This window comes from Hyphomicrobiales bacterium (genome assembly GCA_017642935.1).
In the GTDB taxonomy this organism is placed as follows: Bacteria; Pseudomonadota; Alphaproteobacteria; order Rhizobiales; family MH13; genus MH13.
The window spans coordinates 932873-951311 of the sequence record JAEPOK010000001.1 but is presented as its reverse complement, the minus strand read 5'-3'; the positions used below and the strand labels follow the sequence as shown (position 1 = coordinate 951311).

The 18439-nt window shown below is 59.3% G+C and carries 19 protein-coding genes and 1 tRNA gene; 17 read left to right on the top strand and 3 right to left on the bottom strand.

Annotated elements, in window-relative coordinates; all coding sequences use genetic code 11:
- Positions 1–2: 2 nt before the first annotated feature.
- From JJ917_04535 to JJ917_04520, 4 genes are read left to right on the top strand one after another with little or no spacing between them, the layout of a single operon-like run.
- Complete coding sequence (locus tag JJ917_04535) at positions 3–809, top strand: GNAT family N-acetyltransferase (GenBank protein ID MBO6698080.1); 807 nt, start codon at positions 3–5, stop codon at positions 807–809.
- Complete coding sequence (locus JJ917_04530; protein ID MBO6698079.1) at positions 806–1039, top strand: hypothetical protein; 234 nt, start codon at positions 806–808, stop codon at positions 1037–1039. Before JJ917_04535 ends, JJ917_04530 begins: the two co-directional genes overlap by 4 nt.
- A 51-nt stretch (positions 1040–1090) precedes the next feature.
- Complete coding sequence (gatB, locus tag JJ917_04525; GenBank protein MBO6698078.1) at positions 1091–2584, top strand: Asp-tRNA(Asn)/Glu-tRNA(Gln) amidotransferase subunit GatB; 1494 nt, start codon at positions 1091–1093, stop codon at positions 2582–2584.
- 36 nt (positions 2585–2620) lie between these two features.
- Positions 2621–3106, top strand: a complete 486-nt coding sequence (locus tag JJ917_04520; protein MBO6698077.1) for a DM13 domain-containing protein — start codon at positions 2621–2623, stop codon at positions 3104–3106.
- On the opposite strand, the gene JJ917_04515 is transcribed toward JJ917_04520, so the two are convergent.
- Positions 3099–3785 (bottom strand): hypothetical protein, encoded by a 687-nt coding sequence (locus JJ917_04515; protein ID MBO6698076.1) that lies wholly within the window; start codon positions 3783–3785, stop codon positions 3099–3101. The two genes, JJ917_04520 and JJ917_04515, sit on opposite strands and share 8 nt — an antisense overlap.
- 238 nt (positions 3786–4023) lie before the next feature.
- Here JJ917_04515 and JJ917_04510 point away from each other — a divergent pair, with 238 nt between their 5' ends.
- Entirely contained in the window at positions 4024–4719 is a 696-nt protein-coding gene (locus JJ917_04510) for a glutathione S-transferase N-terminal domain-containing protein (GenBank protein MBO6698075.1), read from the top strand.
- Between the two features lie 40 nt (positions 4720–4759).
- Here the strand turns inward: JJ917_04510 and JJ917_04505 are convergent, their stop codons facing one another.
- Positions 4760–5371: a YqgE/AlgH family protein gene (locus JJ917_04505; protein ID MBO6698074.1), complete on the bottom strand. Its 612-nt coding sequence runs from the start codon at positions 5369–5371 to the stop codon at positions 4760–4762.
- 70 nt (positions 5372–5441) lie between these two features.
- Between JJ917_04505 and JJ917_04500 the strand changes: the two genes are divergently transcribed.
- The 6 genes from JJ917_04500 to JJ917_04475 all read left to right on the top strand — a co-directional run bounded on the left by JJ917_04500 (position 5442) and on the right by JJ917_04475 (position 9177).
- Positions 5442–6347 (top strand): hypothetical protein, encoded by a 906-nt coding sequence (locus tag JJ917_04500; GenBank protein ID MBO6698073.1) that lies wholly within the window; start codon positions 5442–5444, stop codon positions 6345–6347.
- Between the two features lie 86 nt (positions 6348–6433).
- Entirely contained in the window at positions 6434–6928 is a 495-nt protein-coding gene (locus JJ917_04495; GenBank protein MBO6698072.1) for a peroxiredoxin, read from the top strand.
- A gap of 230 nt (positions 6929–7158) precedes the next feature.
- Positions 7159–7434 carry an SEL1-like repeat protein gene (locus JJ917_04490; GenBank protein MBO6698071.1) on the top strand — a complete coding sequence of 92 codons (276 nt, stop codon included), beginning with the start codon at positions 7159–7161 and terminating at the stop codon, positions 7432–7434.
- Positions 7435–7588: 154 nt separating this feature from the next.
- Positions 7589–7780 (top strand): hypothetical protein, encoded by a 192-nt coding sequence (locus tag JJ917_04485; GenBank protein MBO6698070.1) that lies wholly within the window; start codon positions 7589–7591, stop codon positions 7778–7780.
- Between the two features lie 82 nt (positions 7781–7862).
- Positions 7863–7955: transfer RNA gene (locus tag JJ917_04480), tRNA-Ser, on the top strand.
- A gap of 88 nt (positions 7956–8043) precedes the next feature.
- Complete coding sequence (locus tag JJ917_04475; protein ID MBO6698069.1) at positions 8044–9177, top strand: CoA transferase; 1134 nt, start codon at positions 8044–8046, stop codon at positions 9175–9177.
- On the opposite strand, the gene JJ917_04470 is transcribed toward JJ917_04475, so the two are convergent.
- Positions 9152–10249 (bottom strand): hypothetical protein, encoded by a 1098-nt coding sequence (locus JJ917_04470; GenBank protein MBO6698068.1) that lies wholly within the window; start codon positions 10247–10249, stop codon positions 9152–9154. The two genes, JJ917_04475 and JJ917_04470, sit on opposite strands and share 26 nt — an antisense overlap.
- Before the next feature lie 131 nt (positions 10250–10380).
- Between JJ917_04470 and deoC the strand changes: the two genes are divergently transcribed.
- The 6 genes from deoC (at position 10381) to JJ917_04440 (ending at position 18425) form a co-directional block, all read left to right on the top strand.
- Positions 10381–11388 (top strand): deoxyribose-phosphate aldolase, encoded by a 1008-nt coding sequence (gene deoC / locus JJ917_04465; protein ID MBO6698067.1) that lies wholly within the window; start codon positions 10381–10383, stop codon positions 11386–11388.
- A 7-nt stretch (positions 11389–11395) separates the two neighbouring features.
- Positions 11396–13771, top strand: coding sequence for an aldehyde dehydrogenase family protein (locus JJ917_04460; GenBank protein MBO6698066.1), 2376 nt, complete (start codon positions 11396–11398; stop codon positions 13769–13771).
- A 152-nt stretch (positions 13772–13923) separates the two neighbouring features.
- Complete coding sequence (locus JJ917_04455; protein MBO6698065.1) at positions 13924–15399, top strand: septal ring lytic transglycosylase RlpA family protein; 1476 nt, start codon at positions 13924–13926, stop codon at positions 15397–15399.
- Positions 15400–15445: 46 nt separating this feature from the next.
- On the top strand, positions 15446–16678 hold the full coding sequence (locus tag JJ917_04450) for a D-alanyl-D-alanine carboxypeptidase (protein MBO6698064.1): 1233 nt from the start codon (positions 15446–15448) through the stop codon (positions 16676–16678).
- Positions 16679–16682: 4 nt separating this feature from the next.
- Complete coding sequence (gene tmk / locus JJ917_04445) at positions 16683–17354, top strand: dTMP kinase (GenBank protein ID MBO6698063.1); 672 nt, start codon at positions 16683–16685, stop codon at positions 17352–17354.
- Between the two features lie 3 nt (positions 17355–17357).
- On the top strand, positions 17358–18425 hold the full coding sequence (locus JJ917_04440; GenBank protein ID MBO6698062.1) for an AAA family ATPase: 1068 nt from the start codon (positions 17358–17360) through the stop codon (positions 18423–18425).
- Positions 18426–18439 lie beyond the last annotated feature (14 nt).

The window sequence follows — 18439 nt, the reverse complement described above, 5'->3', positions numbered from 1 at the left end:
GCATGGGAATATTCCCGCTCACACTACGGCCTGCGGACAAAGCGGATGTGCCCCGCCTCATCGAAGTGGGGGTGGCATCGTTTTTGAGCTTTGCTCAAGACCTGCCGGGTTTTGGCAAAGCGCCTGAGACGGGGCCTGATGCTGTGCCGCACTGGGTTGGTGAAACCGGTGAGAGCATTTTGCTGGCCGAGCATGCTGGCGATACCGTCGGCTGGACGAAGGTCAATCCCAACAGTGGCGAAATCGAAGACCTTTGGATCGACCCGTTCAACCATGGCCAAGGCATCGGGGCAATGTTGCTGACAGCTGCCGAAGCTCAGGTTAAGGCCTCTGGCCTTGGCTGCACGTGGCTGACAACCCACGCTGAGAAGACGGGCGCCATGCGGTTTTATCGCACGCACGGCTATGCGCTGCTCAACATTGACAGGCATTGCAGCGCCGAGAGCGTGCCGGGTGTCATCTATCCGCGGGCCCTACTTGGCAAGCAACTGCACCGCCCGAACGCCGCAGCGGCAGAAACCATGGCCGACGTGCGCATCGGTATCGACACGCTCGATCCGATGCTTGTGTCGCTGGTCGCCGAGCGGTTCGCGTTTATCGATCGCGCCGCCGACCTGAAGCCAGCGCTTGCGATGCCGGCGCGTGTCGGTGACCGGGTGGAAGAGGTCGTGGCCAACGCACGTGCTCAGGCTGAAGGCATGGGATTTGATCCAGACCTAACCGAAACGCTGTGGCGCACCATGATCGACTTGGCGATCGAGCGCGAAGAAGACAAAATGGCAAGCCCTCAGCCCGAGCCAGCCGCATGAGCACCTTGCCGCTTTCGCGCATGCTTCTGGACGTCTTCGCCGGCATTCTGGCCGTTCTGATGGCCGTCACGGCGGTGCTATTGCTCATTTTGGTTGCCATCAATGCCAGCCGAGGGCAGGGCGATGCCAACGCGTCACTCTTGGTCGTTGCCGGTTGTTTTGGCATTGGCGCGGCTGGGTTTTACGCCTTAAAACGCTGGGCCAAGGCGATCCGATCTGAACCGAACTAACTTCACGCCTTGCCGACGAACCCCTGAACGCTCGGCACAAGAAAGACCGTCATGAACGAGCATGTAACCCCCACCGTCGTCCGCGAAGCTGATCCGGCTAAATTCATTCCCGGAGCCACCGGCGACTGGGAATTGATCATCGGCCTGGAAGTTCATGCCCAGGTGACCAGCAACTCAAAGCTGTTTTCCGGCGCATCGACGCAGTTCGGCTCTGCGCCCAATTCGAACGTTTCTTTGGTCGATGCCGCGATGCCCGGCATGCTGCCGGTGATCAATGAGGAGTGCGTGAAGCAGGCAGTGCGGACGGGCCTTGGTCTCAACGCCAAAATCAATCTGCGCTCGGTGTTCGACCGCAAAAACTATTTCTATCCAGATCTGCCGCAGGGCTACCAGATATCGCAGTTCCTCGACCCAATTGTGGGTGAGGGCATCGTAACGGTGGATCTTGTTGGCGGCTCGTCCTTCCAGGTCGGCGTCGAGCGTCTGCATTTGGAGCAAGATGCCGGTAAGTCGCTGCACGACCAGCACCCGACGATGAGCTTTGTCGACCTCAACCGGTCTGGCGTCGCGCTGATGGAAATTGTCTCCAAGCCGGACATCCGCTCATCCGAAGAAGCGCGGGCCTACCTTACTAAGTTGCGCTCGATCCTGCGCTATCTCGGCACGTGCGATGGCAATATGGAAGAAGGCTCCATGCGCGCCGATATCAATGTCTCGGTACGCCGTCCCGGCGAACCTCTTGGCACACGGTGCGAGATCAAGAACGTCAACTCCATGCGGTTTGCCGTCCAAGCTATTGAATATGAAGCGCGCCGCCAGATCGCGATTCTGGAGGATGGCGGCACGATCGATCAGGAAACGCGGCTGTTCGACTCCGTCAAAGGCGAAACGCGATCCATGCGGTCCAAGGAAGAAGCGCATGATTACCGCTATTTCCCGGACCCGGACTTGCTGCCGCTGGAGTTCGACCAGGCTTTCGTCGATGCCTTGGCCGCCGACCTGCCAGAGCTGCCTGACGACAAGAAAAACCGCTTCATCGAGGCCTATGGGATCACGCCTTACGACGCTTCCGTGCTCGTCGCCGAAAAAGAGACAGCCGACTTCTTTGATGCTGTCGCCGAGGGGCGTGATGGGAAACTGGCCGCCAACTGGACGATCAACGAACTGTTTGGCCGACTCAACAAAGAAGGGGTCGCCATTGCCGACAGCCCGGTGAACGCCGAACAATTGGGCGCGATCATCGATCTCATCGGAGAAAAGGTGATTTCCGGCAAAATCGCCAAAGACGTTTTCGAGATCGTCTGGTCCGAAGGCGGGGACCCGCGCCAGATCGTGGAAGATCGTGGGATGAAACAGGTCACAGACACCGGTGCAATTGAGGCCGCCGTGGATGAGGTCATCGCCGCCAATCCCGACAAAGTGGAACAGGCCAAGGCCAAGCCCAACCTTGCCGGTTGGTTCGTCGGACAGGTGATGAAAGCGACGGGTGGCAAGGCCAACCCGCAGGCGGTTCAGGCGATTGTGCGAGAGAAGTTAGGGCTGTAGGTTTCGCGCCATCAGCTCTGAAAAAGGACCGGGACCATGAAACGATTTCTCACCATCGCTATCCCGGTCTTTCTCATTGGATTCGTGGCCGGCAACGCGTTCTGGTACCTGGCCTCACCGCTTTGGATCGACAACGTCGTCTCAGAAGCCTTGCCGGACGAACTGATGGTCTCAGTCGTCAGTGAAGGCACCTTCCAAGACGCCGACCGGGCGCACCAGGGTGCCGGCAACGCCATGCTCCTGCAAACGGCAACCGGGTCGCACCTGATGCGGTTCACTGAGTTTGAAGTGACCAACGGCCCAGACCTGGAGGTCTGGCTGGTTGCCGACGATGCACCGTTTTCGTCCGGCGCCGTGCTTGCCAGCGAATGGGTGTCGCTGGGACAGTTGAAGGGCAATATCGGCGATCAGACATACACGATCCCAGACGATGTCGATGTCGGCCAGTTTGGCTCGGTGGTCATCTGGTGCGAACAGTTCAGTGTTCTGTTCTCAGTCGCCACATTGGCAGCGCCTAGCTAGCGCCGCCGAAAAGCTGCGCTGCCAATCCCGCAGTCGATTGATAAGCCGAGGCAGCGCTCGCTGCGCTTGACCCGTTTGCTTGCGTAGATGTGTCCCCATCGGCCTGGCTCATGATCTGCGCCAAAAGGCCAGCCTCCATTCCTACGGCACCCGCGCTTTCAACCTCTTCCGGTGCGCCCGGCTTACGTTCACTGGCTTGTTGCTGCGCCACCTGTTGCTGCGCTTCCAGACGTTGCTGCTGCGCCTGCCGGGCAACGGCGCGATCCTGAGAAGATGGTTCCGCAGGAGCGAGGGCAGCGCGAATGACGATATCCATCTTGCGGATCGTGGCATCAGGTGTTCGTTCGGGCGAGGTATCGATCTGCACCTCGCCGCCCACGGCGTACTTCTTCCCATCAGGGCCGCGCGTGTAGGTGTATTTCGGCGCACTGGCATAGGCTCCACCAACCGTCGCATGCGCCTGTTCGTGCGCTTTGACCTCGGCATCGCGCTTCTTCAGCTCACGGACCTGCGCCTCTTGCTCTTTGGAGAGTGGCTCGCCGGTGGAAGACGTCGCGCCGGGTTGGGTGGGTTTCTCCGGTTTGTTGCCGGTAGCTTCGCGCCCAGCACCAAACCCCGCGTCAGCCGAAGGACTGCGCGGCGAGGCGAGTGGAGAAGAAAAGGCTGCACCCAATTCCAATCGACAGGACCCCATTTAAAACCGGCGTCAAGAATCGAAGAAAAGGGTCAGCAAATCCTTACGATCCGCCGACTTGCGCGGCGTGGCCGATCAAAGCTTTGTGAGCAACAAGCACCAAAGCTTGCATATGACCTTTTCATTCATCGCTGAGGACATAGATTGAGGCCATCTCTTGGCATGGATCGGGCGCAATGCTTGCCGTCCGTGCCGCTCCCCGAAATGAATGAAGGATGGCGTCATGACGACCCAAACCGAGCCCATCGACCTTTACTTTTGGCCAACGCCCAATGGCTTCAAAGTCACCATCTATCTGGAAGAATTGGACATTCCCTACAACGTCCATCCGATCAACATCGGCAAGGGCGATCAGTTCAAGCCGGAATTTTTGGCCTTTTCACCGAACAATCGCATGCCTGCCATCATCGACCCGGAAGGTCCTGGCGGTGACCCGGTATCGGTATTCGAATCCGGCGCTATCCTGCAATATCTCGGCCGCAAGTTCGGCGCCTTCTATCCGACGGATGAGCGCGATCGCGTGAAAACCGAAGAATGGCTGATGTGGCAGATGGGCGGTTTTGGCCCAATGCTCGGCCAGAACCACCATTTCAACCAATATGCGCCCGAAGAGTTGCCCTACGCCAAGAAACGCTACACCGACGAGACCCATCGCCTTTACGGCGTACTGAACAAGCAACTCGACGGTAAAGACTATATCATCGGGGACTACACGATTGCCGACATGGCCTGCATTGGCTGGGCCCGCGGCTGGGAACGCCAGCAGATGGACATCGCCGAGTTCCCCCATGTCGGTCGCTGGATCGACACAATGATGGCGCGTCCCGCCGTAGAGAAAGGTTTCGCGGTCGGCTCAGAATGGCGCAAACCGATGTCGGACGATGATAAAAAGGTGCTCTTCAACCAGCGCGCCAAATAACCAGGTTTGCTAAACGCCGGTCGCGGTCGGTTGAAGACGATTAGCCGCGACCGGCGACCGGCGAAAGCTTGGTAACGTCCACACCGAGGTTAGAAAGGCTCGCCGCATAGTGCAGTTCCGAGGGCGTTTCGAACAACGCCTTTGCACCCATCGGCGCATGCAGCCAGGCGTTCTGCAAGATTTCTTGATCAAGCTGGCCTTCACCCCAATTGGCAAAACCAAGAGCCAGCAAGAACTGGCCAGGGCCTTGGCCAAGGCTGATGTCGCGCAGCACATCCATCTTCGTGCTCAGATGAATATCGTCGGTAACGGCGACGGTGCCATCGCGTTCAAGAACGTCCGGCGAATGCAGCACGAAGCCTCGGGTTTTCTCCACCGGCCCACCGAGCAAAACCCGTGCATCCAGCCGGGATTGCAGTGTCTCATCAAGCGACGCGCCGTCATCGCTGGAGCGACCATCGTTATCCATCAATCCCAGCTCACCAAGGACGTCGCCAACAGTCTGCGCAGGCTCCGGGCGGTTGACAACAATGCCCATGGCGCCGTGCTTATCATGGACACAAAGATAGATGACCGTGCGCTCAAATCGCGGATCGCCGATCGACGGCATGGCGATCAGGGCTTGACCGGCAAGGCTTGGAAACTCATCCATTATGAAACGCTTCGCTGAAGGCAAAAGGGAAAGGGCGCCGGCGAAAGGCCGGTGCGCCGCCTGGATGCCAATGTTTGCTGCTCCTGACGCCAAAGGCCAGCCCAAAGTTGATGTGTCGATGAAGTTGGCCGTATTGGCGGTGGTAGCATCTTTTGCTTGGACGTCCACTCCGGTTGTCGCGCTTGGCGAAACGCGCAATTCCGTCGCCCTGGAGGGCGCAACAATCAGCCTGTTTTCTGCGCCACCTATGGCCGCGGCGCTGCTGGCTGACGCGATCTCGCTTGGCGAGGGCGAGCAGCTCCTGTTCCTCTCCATCGATCTCAACGAGGGCTGGAAAACTTACTGGCGTCTGCCTGGCCGTTTTGGACTGGCGCCCGATCTCGATTGGCAGCGCAGCGATAATGTCGCCGCCGCGACGGCCCATTTTCCCGCACCAAGCTTGTTCGACGAGGGAGACGGTTCGTCCATCGGGTATGCCGCACCCACCGTTTGGCCGATTGTTCTGCAGCCTGAAAACAAAGATCAGCCAATGACCTATCGGCTGTCCTTGGAGATTGGCCTGTGCGCGGCGCTCTGCCTGCCTGAAAGAGTTGAGCTAACGGCCCGGTCACAATCCTCCGGCGCCGATCAGAATATGACCTTGGCGCAGATTTTCGACCTTCAAGGTGACCTGGCGCGGGGCACGCGACCCTTGTCAGAGCTGATCTTGGAGCAGGCTGGCGCTCAAATCACGTTGACCAGCGGGGGAACGATGCAGGACGAGCAGGCCCAAACCTGGCACGATCTTGCAGGCTTTGCTGTTGCTGAAGACAATTTGGGACGCCATAGCCTTCTTCAACGAACCGAGAGCGAAGCTGACGAAGTTCCGACCATGACCGGTCCATGGTCCTGGCGAACACCAATCACGCGCGTCACGATCATTGAACCTGGCAGACCGATGCGCGTCTACGCTCGCGAGCCGACCACCGCGCCCTGAGCCGTCGGATTTTTCGCAACTCTGCCTCTAGCCCAGGGCAGGGAGCGCCTTAGATGCATGGCTGAAACAAGAACCTGGAGAATCGCATGCCTCTTTCCGTTGGCCAATCGATGCCAAATGTCACCCTCAATGCCGTTTCTCATGATGGCGATGAAGCGATTGAAACTGGCGATCTGTTCGCCGGCAAAAAAGTCCTCCTTTTGGCCATGGTCGGTGCATTCACCGGAACCTGCAACAATGACCATCTGCCCGGTTACATTGAGCGTGCCGTCGAGCTCAAAGCCAAAGGTGTCGATCTCATTGCTGTGCTAACTGCCAACGACGTTCATGTGATGAAGGTGTGGCACCAACAGAGCGGATCTCCAAAGGACATCGTGTTTTTGGCCGACGGAAGCCTGGCCTTCACCAAGGCCGTCGACATGGTGCTAGACGGAACCGCATTCGGAATTGGCATGCGCACAAAGCGTTATGCAGCGTTGGTCGAAAACGGCGCCGTAACCAAACTGATTGTGGAAGAAAATCCAGGCGTTGTCGCGACAACTGACGTTTCGTCAATGCTCGCCATGCTTGACGAGCAGTAAAAATCTGGACCGGAAAAAGTAAAGGCGCGGGCGCACGCGCCTTTACAAAAGCCCGTAAAAGCTGGGCTTGCGTGGTTACTGCTTGCCGCGGCGTTAGCGAAGCCTAAAGAGCTGATTTGCTTTCAATTAATCTCGAATTTTAGCGACCGATTCAAACCGCGTCGCCATACTGCCACTCATCGACGTTTTGGGAACGTCACGGCCAATTAGCCACATGGGAGGCACACAAAATGGCACGTTTAGCAGTCAATGAGTTCGAAGCTGGCTATCTCGGTCAGCGCGCCGACGAAGGCGATCTGTTCTTCGATCTCGGCATGATGTACGCGACCGGTCGCTCGGTTGCCGTCGATCTCGTCGCGGCACACAAATGGTTCAACCTTGCATGCCTGCGCGGCAAGCAGGCAGCCAAAACCTATCGCGAAGAAATCGCTGCCGAGCTGTCCAAATCGCAACTGGCTCAGGCGCTGCAATCGGCACGGACATTCCTAGCCAGCAACAAGGCTTAAAAGGCCGGATCGCAAACGTGAATCGGCGTTAATGCTGCTCTGCACAATTTGCATAGCAGAGGTGCTTTTTTGGTTCTCCAAGTGTGGGGCGAGTGAGTCTATATCGGTTCTGTCCACTCCCCCCGGACACTTCAAAAACTGAGGAAGAACAGCCATGCCAATGATCAAAGCCATCACGTCCAGCGTTGAACGTGCCATTGCCAATTACAACCAAAAGCGTATCCGCGCCGAAGAAGAGCGTTTGACCGAACTTCAGTTCGCTCGTGAGATGCGCGTCCGCGCCGAACCAGGCTCGCCTGATTTCTACTACTACAACGCGATCGTTAAGCGTTGCGGTGGCATCTAGGCAACCAGCCAAACACCGGCCAATGATGCCGCGATCGCGCGGTTGACAAAGTCCCGTTCCCGTTTGACAAGCGACGGCGAACGGGCACGTGGCCGAGTGGCTGAAGGCGCTCCCCTGCTAAGGGAGTATACGGTGTTGAGCCGTATCGAGGGTTCGAATCCCTCCGTGCCCGCCATCATCAAAAGCCCGCCGAAACGGCGGGCTTTTTGCGTTTGTGAATGGTCGATCGTCGTACCGCGAACACGACCAATAGGGGCATGCTTATGGGACAAAACTCCGCGCCGCTGGTGGGCCTCAAAGTCATCGAACTGGCGCGCATCCTGGCCGGGCCCTGGGCAGGGCAGGCGCTCGCCGATCTTGGAGCCGATGTCATCAAGGTCGAGGGGCCTGGCGGCGACGACACCCGCACATGGGGTCCGCCCTTCATTGAGCGCGATGGCGACACTTCGGCGGCCTATTATTATGCATGCAACCGCGGCAAGACTTCGGTCTTCGCCGACTTCAAGACCGAAGAGGGGCGCCAGCGCGTCCTTGACCTCATCGACGACGCCGACATCCTGATCGAGAACTTCAAAGTTGGTACACTTGCGAAGTTTGGTCTGGATTACGAGTCACTAGCCGCCCGAAACCCGCGCCTGATCTACTGTTCGATCACGGGGTTTGGCCAAACCGGACCATACGCGCAGCGCGCCGGCTATGACTTCATGATTCAGGGCATGTCCGGCCTTATGTCGATCACGGGCGATGCTGACAGTGGCCCCCAAAAGACCGGTGTTGCAATCTCCGACCTGGTGACCGGGCTTTACAGCGGCATGGGCATTCTTGCCGCCGTCGAACAGCGCCACCGCACAGGCCGAGGCCAGCACATCGATATGTCGCTGTTCGATTGCTCCGTCGCCTTGCTCGCCAATCAAGCGATGAACTATCTGGCAAGCGGCGTCAGTCCGTCGGGCTTGGGCAATGCGCACCCCAATATTGCGCCCTACCAAACGTTCCAAACCAAAGATGGCTACGTCAACATTGCCGTCGGTAATGACGGCCAGTTTGCGCGATGTTGCGCCGTGCTCGGATTGAACGACCTTACCCATGACTCGCGATTTGCGACCAATGCCGCCCGGGTCGCCAATCGAACCCTGCTGATCGAACGAATGACCGACGCGACACGGACACAAACCTCGGCTGATCTTCTTGCCGCCTTCGAGGCCGCCACGGTTCCAGCTGGCCCGATCAACAGCGTGGGCGATGCTCTCGAGGACCAACAGATCGCCGCGCGCGGTATGCGGATTGCGCCGGGGGGCGTGCCAGGTCTTCGCGGTCCCTGGCAGTTTTCAGACGCCACATTGAAAAGCGACCAGACAGCGCCGGTGCGGCCTATGCGCGTTGAGAAAAAAAGTTAGCATCAAAGGGCATGTCGACGGTCCTGCCATCGGCTTCGCGTATCGTGAGTTGCCCGCTTTCCAGGGCGATGGATTCGATCGCCTTCCAGCCCGTCGGGCGCGGAACCGCCCCTATGACATGAGCAATGCGATGCGTCACACCCTCGGCCAAATCGAGCACCGTTGGTACACCGGCCTTTGAGAAGACAGTTTCGCCAAGCGCCGCCTTGTGACCGGCCGCGCCTGCCGCGATTCCGTCTTCGATCCCCAAAACGCCACGGTGGCGTCCGCTCCATGGCGCGTCTTCGCGCCCACCATTGGAATGCCAAAGCATGGTGAGCGGTAGCACCGATGGGTCTTTCAACACGAAGACGATGTCGTCAAAAGCGTTGTGAATGACGGCCGTCCATCCCAGCGCAGAGCCTTCGGCCTCGACCAGCGCGACAAAGTCTTCATCCCCGTCGGAAATCGGTAGCTGAGAGACATCGATCGTCCCGCCTTCGGTGGCAGGGACCTTCGTAAAGTCATCGATGGCTGTTCCGCTGGCCAAGGCATGACGACCTTCGACAATCGGCGCATCGGGTGTGACCGCAAGTCGCTTGGGCGAGGTGAATAACCGTGCGCCGCCCGCGATGCGCATCATCGGGTGGTGGGCATAGGTCAGCCCGCCAGCGCCACCAATGACCTCATGAACCTGATAGAGAAGCGGTGCGTCGGGGGCAGGGCGCACATGTTTGGTTATCTTGGCACCCATGATAGGGCGCTCCAAGGTGAAATGCAGTCCCGATTCATCACTGCGATCTAAGGACCAGGAGCTGTTCGCGCTCCACCCGTGTGGCGGGGAGGGCTCGACATCGCTCTTTCCAAATGGCGCGCAAACAAAATCGCCGGAAAGCTTGCGATCGACCGGCGGCATGTCCTCTGGAAACGACTGATCATTGATCCATGGCGCTCGGTGCAGCGGCGCCAGCGTCTTGCCTTGCCAATGAAACGTCAGAACCGGCACGTTGCCTACCGTCGGATCGACGCCCACTTCGCAACAAGCAGAACTGGCAAAGACAGTGCCTGGCGGCAGGGATGTCGGCGTTTCCATTCATCAACCTTCCAAAAATCGAAATCCAGCCTACGCCAAGAGGTTCACAGTGCTGGCCCCGCATCAATCTGGCATGCTAAGCAGGGCGCTCACCAGTCCTCCACGGCTTCATACACAAGCGGGTCAAACCGATGACATCCAATGTCACACCCATCACGCCAGATGCCCACCTTGGTCATAACGCGCCGCATCATCCTCGCAACGAGGCGATGCCGCTCGATCTTGGCTGGGTGCGGGACGTTCGCGTCAATCTGTCGGCAACCGAACGGCGTGTCGCGACACTCCCCGGACGCCGCACGGTGAAGAAAGATGCGCAGGCTGCATGGCTCCTCAAGGCGTTGACTTGCATCGATCTCACCACGCTCAACGGCGATGACACCGGAGGACGGGTTCGCCGTCTTTGCGCCAAGGCCGCACGGCCGGTCCGACCGGATTTGCTTGAAGCGCTGGGCATGGCCGAGCGCAACCTCACAACCGGCGCGGTCTGCGTGTATCATCGCTTTGTTGCCACGGCCGTTGATGCCTTACAGGGCACCGGCATCCCCGTCGCGGCTGTCTCGACCGGCTTTCCCGCCGGGCTCTCGCCGCACCATTTGAAAGTTCAGGAAATCAAAGAGTCGGTGGCCGACGGCGCACAGGAAATCGACATCGTCATCACACGCGAACATGTGCTGACCGGCAATTGGCAGGCGCTTTACGACGAAATGCTGGAGTACCGCGAAGCCTGTGGCGATGCCCATGTGAAAGCGATCCTGGCGACCGGCGACATCAAAACGCTGCGCAACGTTGCGCGCGCCTCTTTGGTCTGCATGATGGCCGGCGCCGATTTCATCAAGACGTCCACCGGCAAAGAAGGCGTCAACGCAACCTTGGCGGTATCGCTGACCATGCTGCGCTGTATCCGCGCCTATGAAGAGCGCACCGGTTTGAAGGTTGGCTACAAGCCTGCCGGTGGCATCTCCACCGCCAAAGATGTGCTCAACTATCAATTCCTGATGAAAGAAGAGCTTGGCCGGGAATGGCTCGAACCCGATCTCTTCCGCATTGGTGCCTCCAGTCTGCTCGCCGACATTGAACGTCAGCTTGAACATCACGTGACCGGCGCCTATTCCGCCTTCCTCCGCCACCCGATTGGATGAGTCGATTATGAGCGTTGCTGACTATTTCGACACGATGGATTACGGCCCCGCGCCTGAGGCTGATGGTGATGCGCGCGCCTGGATCGCCAAGCACGACGCCAATTTCGGCCATTTCATCGATGGCAAATTCGTCCAAGGTTCGACCACCTTCGACAGCCACGCCCCGGCATCTGGTGAGCATCTGGCCAAGCTTGCGCAAGGGTCGTCGGACGATGTGGATGCTGCGGTCAAAGCTGCGCGCAAAGCACAAAAAAAATGGGCGGCGCTGCCAGGCCATGCGCGCGCGCGTCACCTCTATGCGCTTGCCCGCTCGATCCAGCGCAACGCCCGGCTGATCGCCGTCATTGAGGCGCTGGATAATGGCAAGCCGATCCGCGAGACGCGCGACATTGATGTGCCGCTCGCCGCACGCCATTTCTACCATCATGCTGGTTGGGCGCAGCTGCAGGACAAAGAGTTCCCCGACTATGACCCGGTCGGCGTCGTCGGGCAGATCATCCCGTGGAATTTTCCGGTTCTCATGCTGGCTTGGAAAATCGCGCCGGCGCTCGCGCTCGGCAACACATTGGTCTTGAAACCCGCCGAATTCACCTCGCTTACCGCCTTGCTTATCGCCGAACTGGCGCAAGCCGCTGGTCTTCCCGCTGGTGTCCTCAACATCGTCACAGGCGAGGGCGACACGGGCGCGGCGCTCGTTGATCATCCCGATGTGGACAAAGTGGCCTTCACCGGTTCTACGGAAGTCGGCCGGATCATCCGCAAACAAACGGCAGGAAGCGGAAAGTCGCTAACGCTGGAGCTGGGTGGCAAGTCACCGTTCATTGTCTTTGACGATGCTGATTTGGATGGCGCTGTGGAAGGCGTCGTTGACGCCATCTGGTTCAACCAGGGCCAAGTGTGCTGCGCTGGATCGCGACTCTTGCTGCATGAGGGCATTGCCGACGCCTTCATTGCTAAGCTGACCCGTCGCATGGAGACATTGCGGGTCGGCGCCCCGCTCGACAAAGCCATCGATATGGGCGCCATCGTCGCCCCGGTTCAACTGGATCGCATCAAAAGGCTTGTCGACCAGGGCGTGAAGGAAGGCGCGACACTGCACCAACCTTCTGGCTCTATTCCCACAGCCGGTAGCTATTTTCCGCCGACGCTTCTATCCAATGTCGGCACGTCCTCGACGGTTGCGACCGAAGAAATTTTTGGCCCAGTCGCCGTGTCGATGACCTTCCGCACACCTGATGAAGCCGTGCAGCTCGCCAATCATTCCCGCTACGGCCTTGCCGCCTCCATTTGGTCGGAAACGATTGGGCTGGCGCTCAACGTGGCAGCCAAGCTCGACAGCGGCGTGGTGTGGGTGAACGCCACCAACATGTTCGATGCTTCCGCCGGCTTTGGCGGCAAGAAGGAATCCGGTTTTGGCCGGGAAGGGGGCCGGGAAGGGGCGTTTGAATATCTGAAGCCCAAATTCTGGAAGAATGCCAAACAGCGTCCGTCGACAGGTCTGCCCGAACCCAAGCTGCAAGCGGGCGGGTTTGACCTGCCGACCATCGACCGCACCGCCAAACTCTACATCGGCGGCAAGCAAGCGCGCCCGGATGGCAACTATTCGCGTCCCGTTGTTTCACCCAAGGGGGAGGTAATCGGCGACGTCGGTGTTGGCAATCGCAAAGACATCCGCAACGCCGTTGCCGCGGCGCGCAAAGCAACTGGTTGGGCGGCTGCAACTGAACATAACCGTGCACAAGTGATCTATTACATCGCCGAAAACCTGTCGGCGCGCGCCGACGAGTTTGCCGCGCGCTTTTCCAGTGTCGCTGGAACGACGACCTCAAAGGCTGCAAAAGAGGTTGATGCCGCCATCGATCGCCTGTTCACCTATGCGGCCTATGCCGACAAGAATGATGGCCGAGTGCACGTTCCGCCCTTGCGCGGTGTTGCCCTGGCAATGAACGAACCGGTTGGCGTGGTCGGCGTGGTGTGCCCCGATGAAGCGCCTTTGCTCGGCGCGATCAGCCTCGCAGCCCCCCTGATCGCCATGGGCAATCGCGTGGTATTGGTGCCAAGCACTGCCAATCCACTGGCGATGACCGATTTCTACTCGGTGCTCGAAACGTCGGATCTTCCAGGTGGCGTTCTCAATATCGTCACCGGCGACTCGCTGGACTTGGCTGAGGTTCTGGCAAGCCACGCAGACGTCGATGCGGTGTGGGCCTTTGGTACGCCCGAGCTATCGACCAAGGTCGAAGCGCTATCGGCTGGCAATTTGAAGCGCACCTTTGTCGACTATGGGCGGGCGATCGACTGGTTTGCGCCTGCGGCAGAAGGCCCCGAATGGCTGCGAAAAGCGTGTGAAATCAAAAACATTTGGATCCCCTACGGCGAGTAATGCGCCCGTAGAAGCGCGCTGACTTAACATCCTCTTCACGCTTATGCTGCACTTTGGCAGCAGAGTTTCACTGTTTGTGAAGTATGCCGCATCGAACAAGCCGCTTATTGTGCTTGCCGGTGTGGCCGCCAGTTTGTATCGAGTATGGCGTGATGATGAAATGGTTAACGGCGCTTTCAGGCGCCTTTTCGGCTGCGCGCAACGCAGCTGCTTTCCCTGTTCGAACGCCCTTTGGTCGTGCGGTCGCCGTATCAGGCGTTTGCGCGTTGACGCTTGCCGGCTGCAACGCTGTGACGACCAGCGATGGTGGCGGCGGCGATGGCATTAATGATGCTGCGCTTGGCGTGGCGGCCAGCCCACGGGTCACCGATCAGGAAACCAACTTGCCGCGCGGCGGGGGCAGGGCACAAGTTGGCCGCCCCTATCGCATTGCTGGTCGGCTCTACACGCCACGCGAGGACCCCAATTACGACCGCACCGGCATCGCGTCTTGGTACGGACCCGGGTTTCATGGCCGGCTGACCGCGAATGGCGAGGTTTTTGACCAATACACCCTGTCGGCAGCGCACCCGACGCTGCCCTTGCCGAGTTATGTCCGTGTCACAAACCTAGAAAACGATCGCTCGGTTATGGTCCGCGTCAACGATCGCGGGCCTTTCGCCCATGATCGGATCATCGACCTATCCAAGCGTGCAGCAGACGTCCTGGCATTTCGCGGCGACGGCATAGCGCGCGTCCGCGTGGAATATGAAGGCCGTGCACCGCTGCACGGCCAGGATGTAGCCTGGCTGGAGGCATCGGCTGAAATCAATGGACGGCCGATCAATGGTGGCGATCCCAACATAATGCTTGCCCGCGCGCCGGTCCCTGCACCAACGCCGGTCGCCGCGCCTGCTCAAGCCGCCTTTGTGGCGACCTCGGACGCAACGCCGGTTCCGCAGCAGGGCGTACCGCAGCGCACCTCATTCTTGGACACGTTGTTCGGTCAGCCTCAACAGCCACAGGTCCAGCGCGCGCCGGCGATAACGCCAGCCGTGGCGCCTGCCGGGTCTCCAATGGTTCTGGCGCCGCCCGCTGGGTCTCAGGCTTCCGTGACGCCTGCCTTCGTACCGGCCCAATCCCAACCTGCAGCAAGCCTTGTACCGAATGCGCCGATCCCAAGTGCCGCTATTGGCTTCATGGCGACCGATTTGGAAACCGGTTTTACCCAGCGTAATCAATCTTCCTTGGCGCAAACCGCGCGCATTGAGCTTGCCCACCGTGCAGCATCCGCCAATGCCCTTGATGCCGCCAGCCGCATGGCGCTGCAATCTCAAGCGATTGCCCGTTTGAGTGAGGCGCAGAACGCACCGGTCTTAGCTCTCGCTCCCACCGAAAGATCTCCGACCGGTCGAACCGCTCTCATCCAGATTGGCATCTTTGGTGATCCAGCCAATGTCGCCCGCCTTCGCAGCGAATTGTCGAGCCTGGGAGAGGTGGTTACCCAGCCAATTCAATCGCGAGGCCGTGAATTGACGCAGGTGCGCTTGCGCGCTGCTGCACCGACGCGCCAAGCTGAAGACGACCTCTTGCGCAGGCTGGCCAGCCGAGGCTACACCGACGCCTATGTGACAGACGCCAACGGTTGATCCGGTCTGTCGCAGCCGGGTCGGCACGGCGTAGGAGCAATCGTCTATGGTGCAAGCAAGAGCGACGCAAGCGCGCAGCCTTCGTGCGTTGGCACGTTGGTCAGCCCTTGCGACGCTGGCCATGCTTCTGGCCGGTCTTAGTTTTGCCGAAGGCGCACTCGCCCAAGCCTTTGAAAGCCGCGCGCCCCGCGCCTTTCTCTATGATGTAAACTCACGCACAGTTCTCTACACGCAACTGGCCGACGAAGCCTTTGAACCGGCGTCGATAGCCAAAACGCTGACCGCTGCCGTCGTTTTTGAGGCGATTTCGAACGGATCGGTGAGCCTCGATACACCTTTAACCATCAGTGAGGATGCCTGGCGCCGCGGTGGCGGACCGTCCGGACGGGCTGCAATGTTCGCCGAGTTGGGTAGCGATGTGGCGATCGCCGATCTTTTGCGCGGTCTTACAATCATTTCCGGCAATGATGCCGCTATAGCGCTATCGGAAGGCATCGCCGGTAGTGAACGGGCCTTTGCCCAGCGGATGACAGACCTCGCGATGGAACTTGGCGCGACCAACAGCCGATTCTCCAACGCTACAGGGCAGCCGGAACGCGGCATGCGCACAACGGTGCGCGATATGGTGGTGGTCACAACGGCTCTGATCGACGCCTACCCCGATCTTTATGCCATGTTCGGCGAGGATCAGTTTTCCTGGAACAACATCACCCAGCGCAACCGCAATCCGATCTACAATCAAATCGAAGGCGCCGACGGCCTGTTTGCTGGCTACAGCGACGAGGCGCTGTATGGCCTCGTCGGTTCGGTTGAGCGCGACGGACGCAGGATTGTATTTGCGCTTTCCGGCGTCGATACGCCAGAGGGCAGGGTGGATGAGGCACGCCGCCTGGTCCGCTACGCATATGAGGATTTCCGCACGGTTCGTGTCGCCGAACCCGGCGAACCCATCGCCTTTGCACGAACCTATGGAGGATCATTTCGGGAGGTCGGACTGGTCGCTGCCGACAACGGCGCACTGGAGCTTTTGTTGCCGCAAGAGGGTGTCGATCGGGTGCGTGCCCGCGTGGTCTATGACAGCCCCATTCCAACACCCATTGTTGAAGGCCAGCTGTTGGGACGCCTCTTGGTCGAACGCGACGGCACGATCATCCAAGAAACACCGCTGGTTGCCGCTTCGACAGTGGAAACGGGATCCATGGTGCAACGGGCCCGTGACGGGTTTTTGGAACTTGTGCTTGGCTGGATTCCGCCAATCTCTTTTGCTGGAACGTTCTGAACTGATGGCAGCAAAAAAGACCAGTCCTAAGCAGCCCAAGGGTGGCTTCTTCATTTCATTTGAAGGTGGCGAGGGCTCCGGTAAATCGACCCAGGCTGCCATGCTTGGAGAGACCCTACGAGCAGAAGGCTATGACGTCCTGGAAACCCGGGAGCCAGGCGGTTCGCCAGGCGGAGCCATTGTCCGCGAAGTTCTGCTAGGCGGTCACGCGGCTGAAAAAGGTCCGCTTGCCGAGGCATGCTTACTGACCTCCGCGCGCCGCGAACATGTCGATCACATCATCAGGCCGGCCCTGGACCGAGATCAGGTGGTTCTTTGTGACCGATTTGCTGATTCCACCCGCATCTACCAAGGCTATGTTGGTGGTCTACCGACCGAAACCATTGACCAGCTGGAAGCCGTTGCCACCGATGGCCTGATGCCGGAGGTCACCTATGTTCTTGATGTCACCAAGGACGTGGCCAAGACACGACGGCAAGCGCGCCTATCCACGAAAGGCGACGCTGACGATCGTTTCGAAAAAGAAGATCAGAGCTTTCACGATAAAGTCGCAGAGGGGTTTCGCCGCTTGTGCGAGGCCAATCGGCATCGCTGCATCCTGATCGACGGCAACGGAAAAGCAAACGCGGTTGCCGTGACCATCCGCGACAGCCTCCGCCTGCGCGGCCTGATCTGACCGATGGCCCGAAAAGCTGTCACCAAGGAACCTGAATCCTCCGCTGGTCTGCCGCTCAATGCGCCGCTTGTCGGTCATTCTGGTCCCCAAGCAGCGTTCATCGATGCTTTTTCAGCTGGACGCATGCATCACGGCTGGCTGTTGCACGGGCCAAAAGGTGTCGGAAAAGCACGTTTCGCCGCGCAGGCCGCTGCCTATCTGATTGCCGAACAGGCGCGCCAAGGCACCGAAACACTGGCGGTCAATGTTACCCACCCCGACGCACGATTGGTGACCCAGGGCGCACATCCCGACCTTCATTGGATCGATCGAAAGACCGGCAGTGACGGCAGGAAATTGCCCAAAACCATTCCCGTCGGCGCCGTCCGATCCACGCTTCAAAAGTTGCAATCGACGGCGGCCTACGGCGGATGTCGCGTATTGGTGATCGATGCCGTTGACGAGCTCAATGTGGAAGGCGCTAACGCGCTTTTGAAACCGCTGGAAGAACCATCGCACCAGACAGTGCTTTTGCTGGTCGCCCATGCCCTCAATCAAGTTTTGCCGACCATCAGGTCACGCTGCCGCCATCTGGCCTTCGGGCCATTGGATGGTTCGGACCTGCAAAGCGTGGCGCGCGCACTCTCCGAAACCGACATCTCAGAAACCCTCGTGGAACTATCGGACGGCAGGGCAGGGCACATGCTCACACTAGCTCGCGATCCCGAGGCGATGGCCGCCTACCAGAGCTTCTGTGCGCTAGCCGCCGACGCTGGAGGACGACCTGAAAGCCGCACTCTGTCAGAAAGGCTCATGTTGGCCGGAACACTAGGTGCGATGGCACCGGAATCGCGCGATCTCCTGCTCGGTCTTATTGAAGACTGGTTGTCGCGACGATTACGAGGAAAGGCAGAGCCGCCCGGCCTGCCAACACCGCCATCCTTGTCCGATTTGCGGGCAAAGAAAGCGCTTGCTGACCTTTGGAGCGAGCACACAGCGGCGGTCCGAACGCATGTGGCCATCAACCTCAATATTTCGGAACGCATCATGGTGCTTTTCGACCGGCTGGATCAGGTCTATAGCCACGGGTAAATCCCTGCGCGCCG

Excerpts from the sequence above, each read along its gene's own strand:
- JJ917_04460 (MBO6698066.1), top strand. The coding sequence starts at position 11,396 with ATGAGCGTTGCTGACTATTTCGACACGATGGATTACGGCCCCGCGCCT.
- deoC (MBO6698067.1), top strand. The coding sequence starts at position 10,381 with ATGACATCCAATGTCACACCCATCACGCCAGATGCCCACCTTGGTCAT.
- JJ917_04495 (MBO6698072.1), top strand. The coding sequence starts at position 6,434 with ATGCCTCTTTCCGTTGGCCAATCGATGCCAAATGTCACCCTCAATGCC.
- JJ917_04470 (MBO6698068.1), bottom strand. The coding sequence starts at position 10,249 with ATGGAAACGCCGACATCCCTGCCGCCAGGCACTGTCTTTGCCAGTTCT.
- JJ917_04505 (MBO6698074.1), bottom strand. The coding sequence starts at position 5,371 with ATGGATGAGTTTCCAAGCCTTGCCGGTCAAGCCCTGATCGCCATGCCG.
- JJ917_04455 (MBO6698065.1), top strand. The coding sequence starts at position 13,924 with ATGATGAAATGGTTAACGGCGCTTTCAGGCGCCTTTTCGGCTGCGCGC.
- JJ917_04485 (MBO6698070.1), top strand. The coding sequence starts at position 7,589 with ATGCCAATGATCAAAGCCATCACGTCCAGCGTTGAACGTGCCATTGCC.
- JJ917_04475 (MBO6698069.1), top strand. The coding sequence starts at position 8,044 with ATGGGACAAAACTCCGCGCCGCTGGTGGGCCTCAAAGTCATCGAACTG.
- JJ917_04510 (MBO6698075.1), top strand. The coding sequence starts at position 4,024 with ATGACGACCCAAACCGAGCCCATCGACCTTTACTTTTGGCCAACGCCC.
- JJ917_04490 (MBO6698071.1), top strand. The coding sequence starts at position 7,159 with ATGGCACGTTTAGCAGTCAATGAGTTCGAAGCTGGCTATCTCGGTCAG.
- JJ917_04535 (MBO6698080.1), top strand. The coding sequence starts at position 3 with ATGGGAATATTCCCGCTCACACTACGGCCTGCGGACAAAGCGGATGTG.
- JJ917_04530 (MBO6698079.1), top strand. The coding sequence starts at position 806 with ATGAGCACCTTGCCGCTTTCGCGCATGCTTCTGGACGTCTTCGCCGGC.
- tmk (MBO6698063.1), top strand. The coding sequence starts at position 16,683 with ATGGCAGCAAAAAAGACCAGTCCTAAGCAGCCCAAGGGTGGCTTCTTC.
- gatB (MBO6698078.1), top strand. The coding sequence starts at position 1,091 with ATGAACGAGCATGTAACCCCCACCGTCGTCCGCGAAGCTGATCCGGCT.
- JJ917_04440 (MBO6698062.1), top strand. The coding sequence starts at position 17,358 with ATGGCCCGAAAAGCTGTCACCAAGGAACCTGAATCCTCCGCTGGTCTG.
- JJ917_04500 (MBO6698073.1), top strand. The coding sequence starts at position 5,442 with ATGTTTGCTGCTCCTGACGCCAAAGGCCAGCCCAAAGTTGATGTGTCG.
- JJ917_04520 (MBO6698077.1), top strand. The coding sequence starts at position 2,621 with ATGAAACGATTTCTCACCATCGCTATCCCGGTCTTTCTCATTGGATTC.
- JJ917_04450 (MBO6698064.1), top strand. The coding sequence starts at position 15,446 with ATGGTGCAAGCAAGAGCGACGCAAGCGCGCAGCCTTCGTGCGTTGGCA.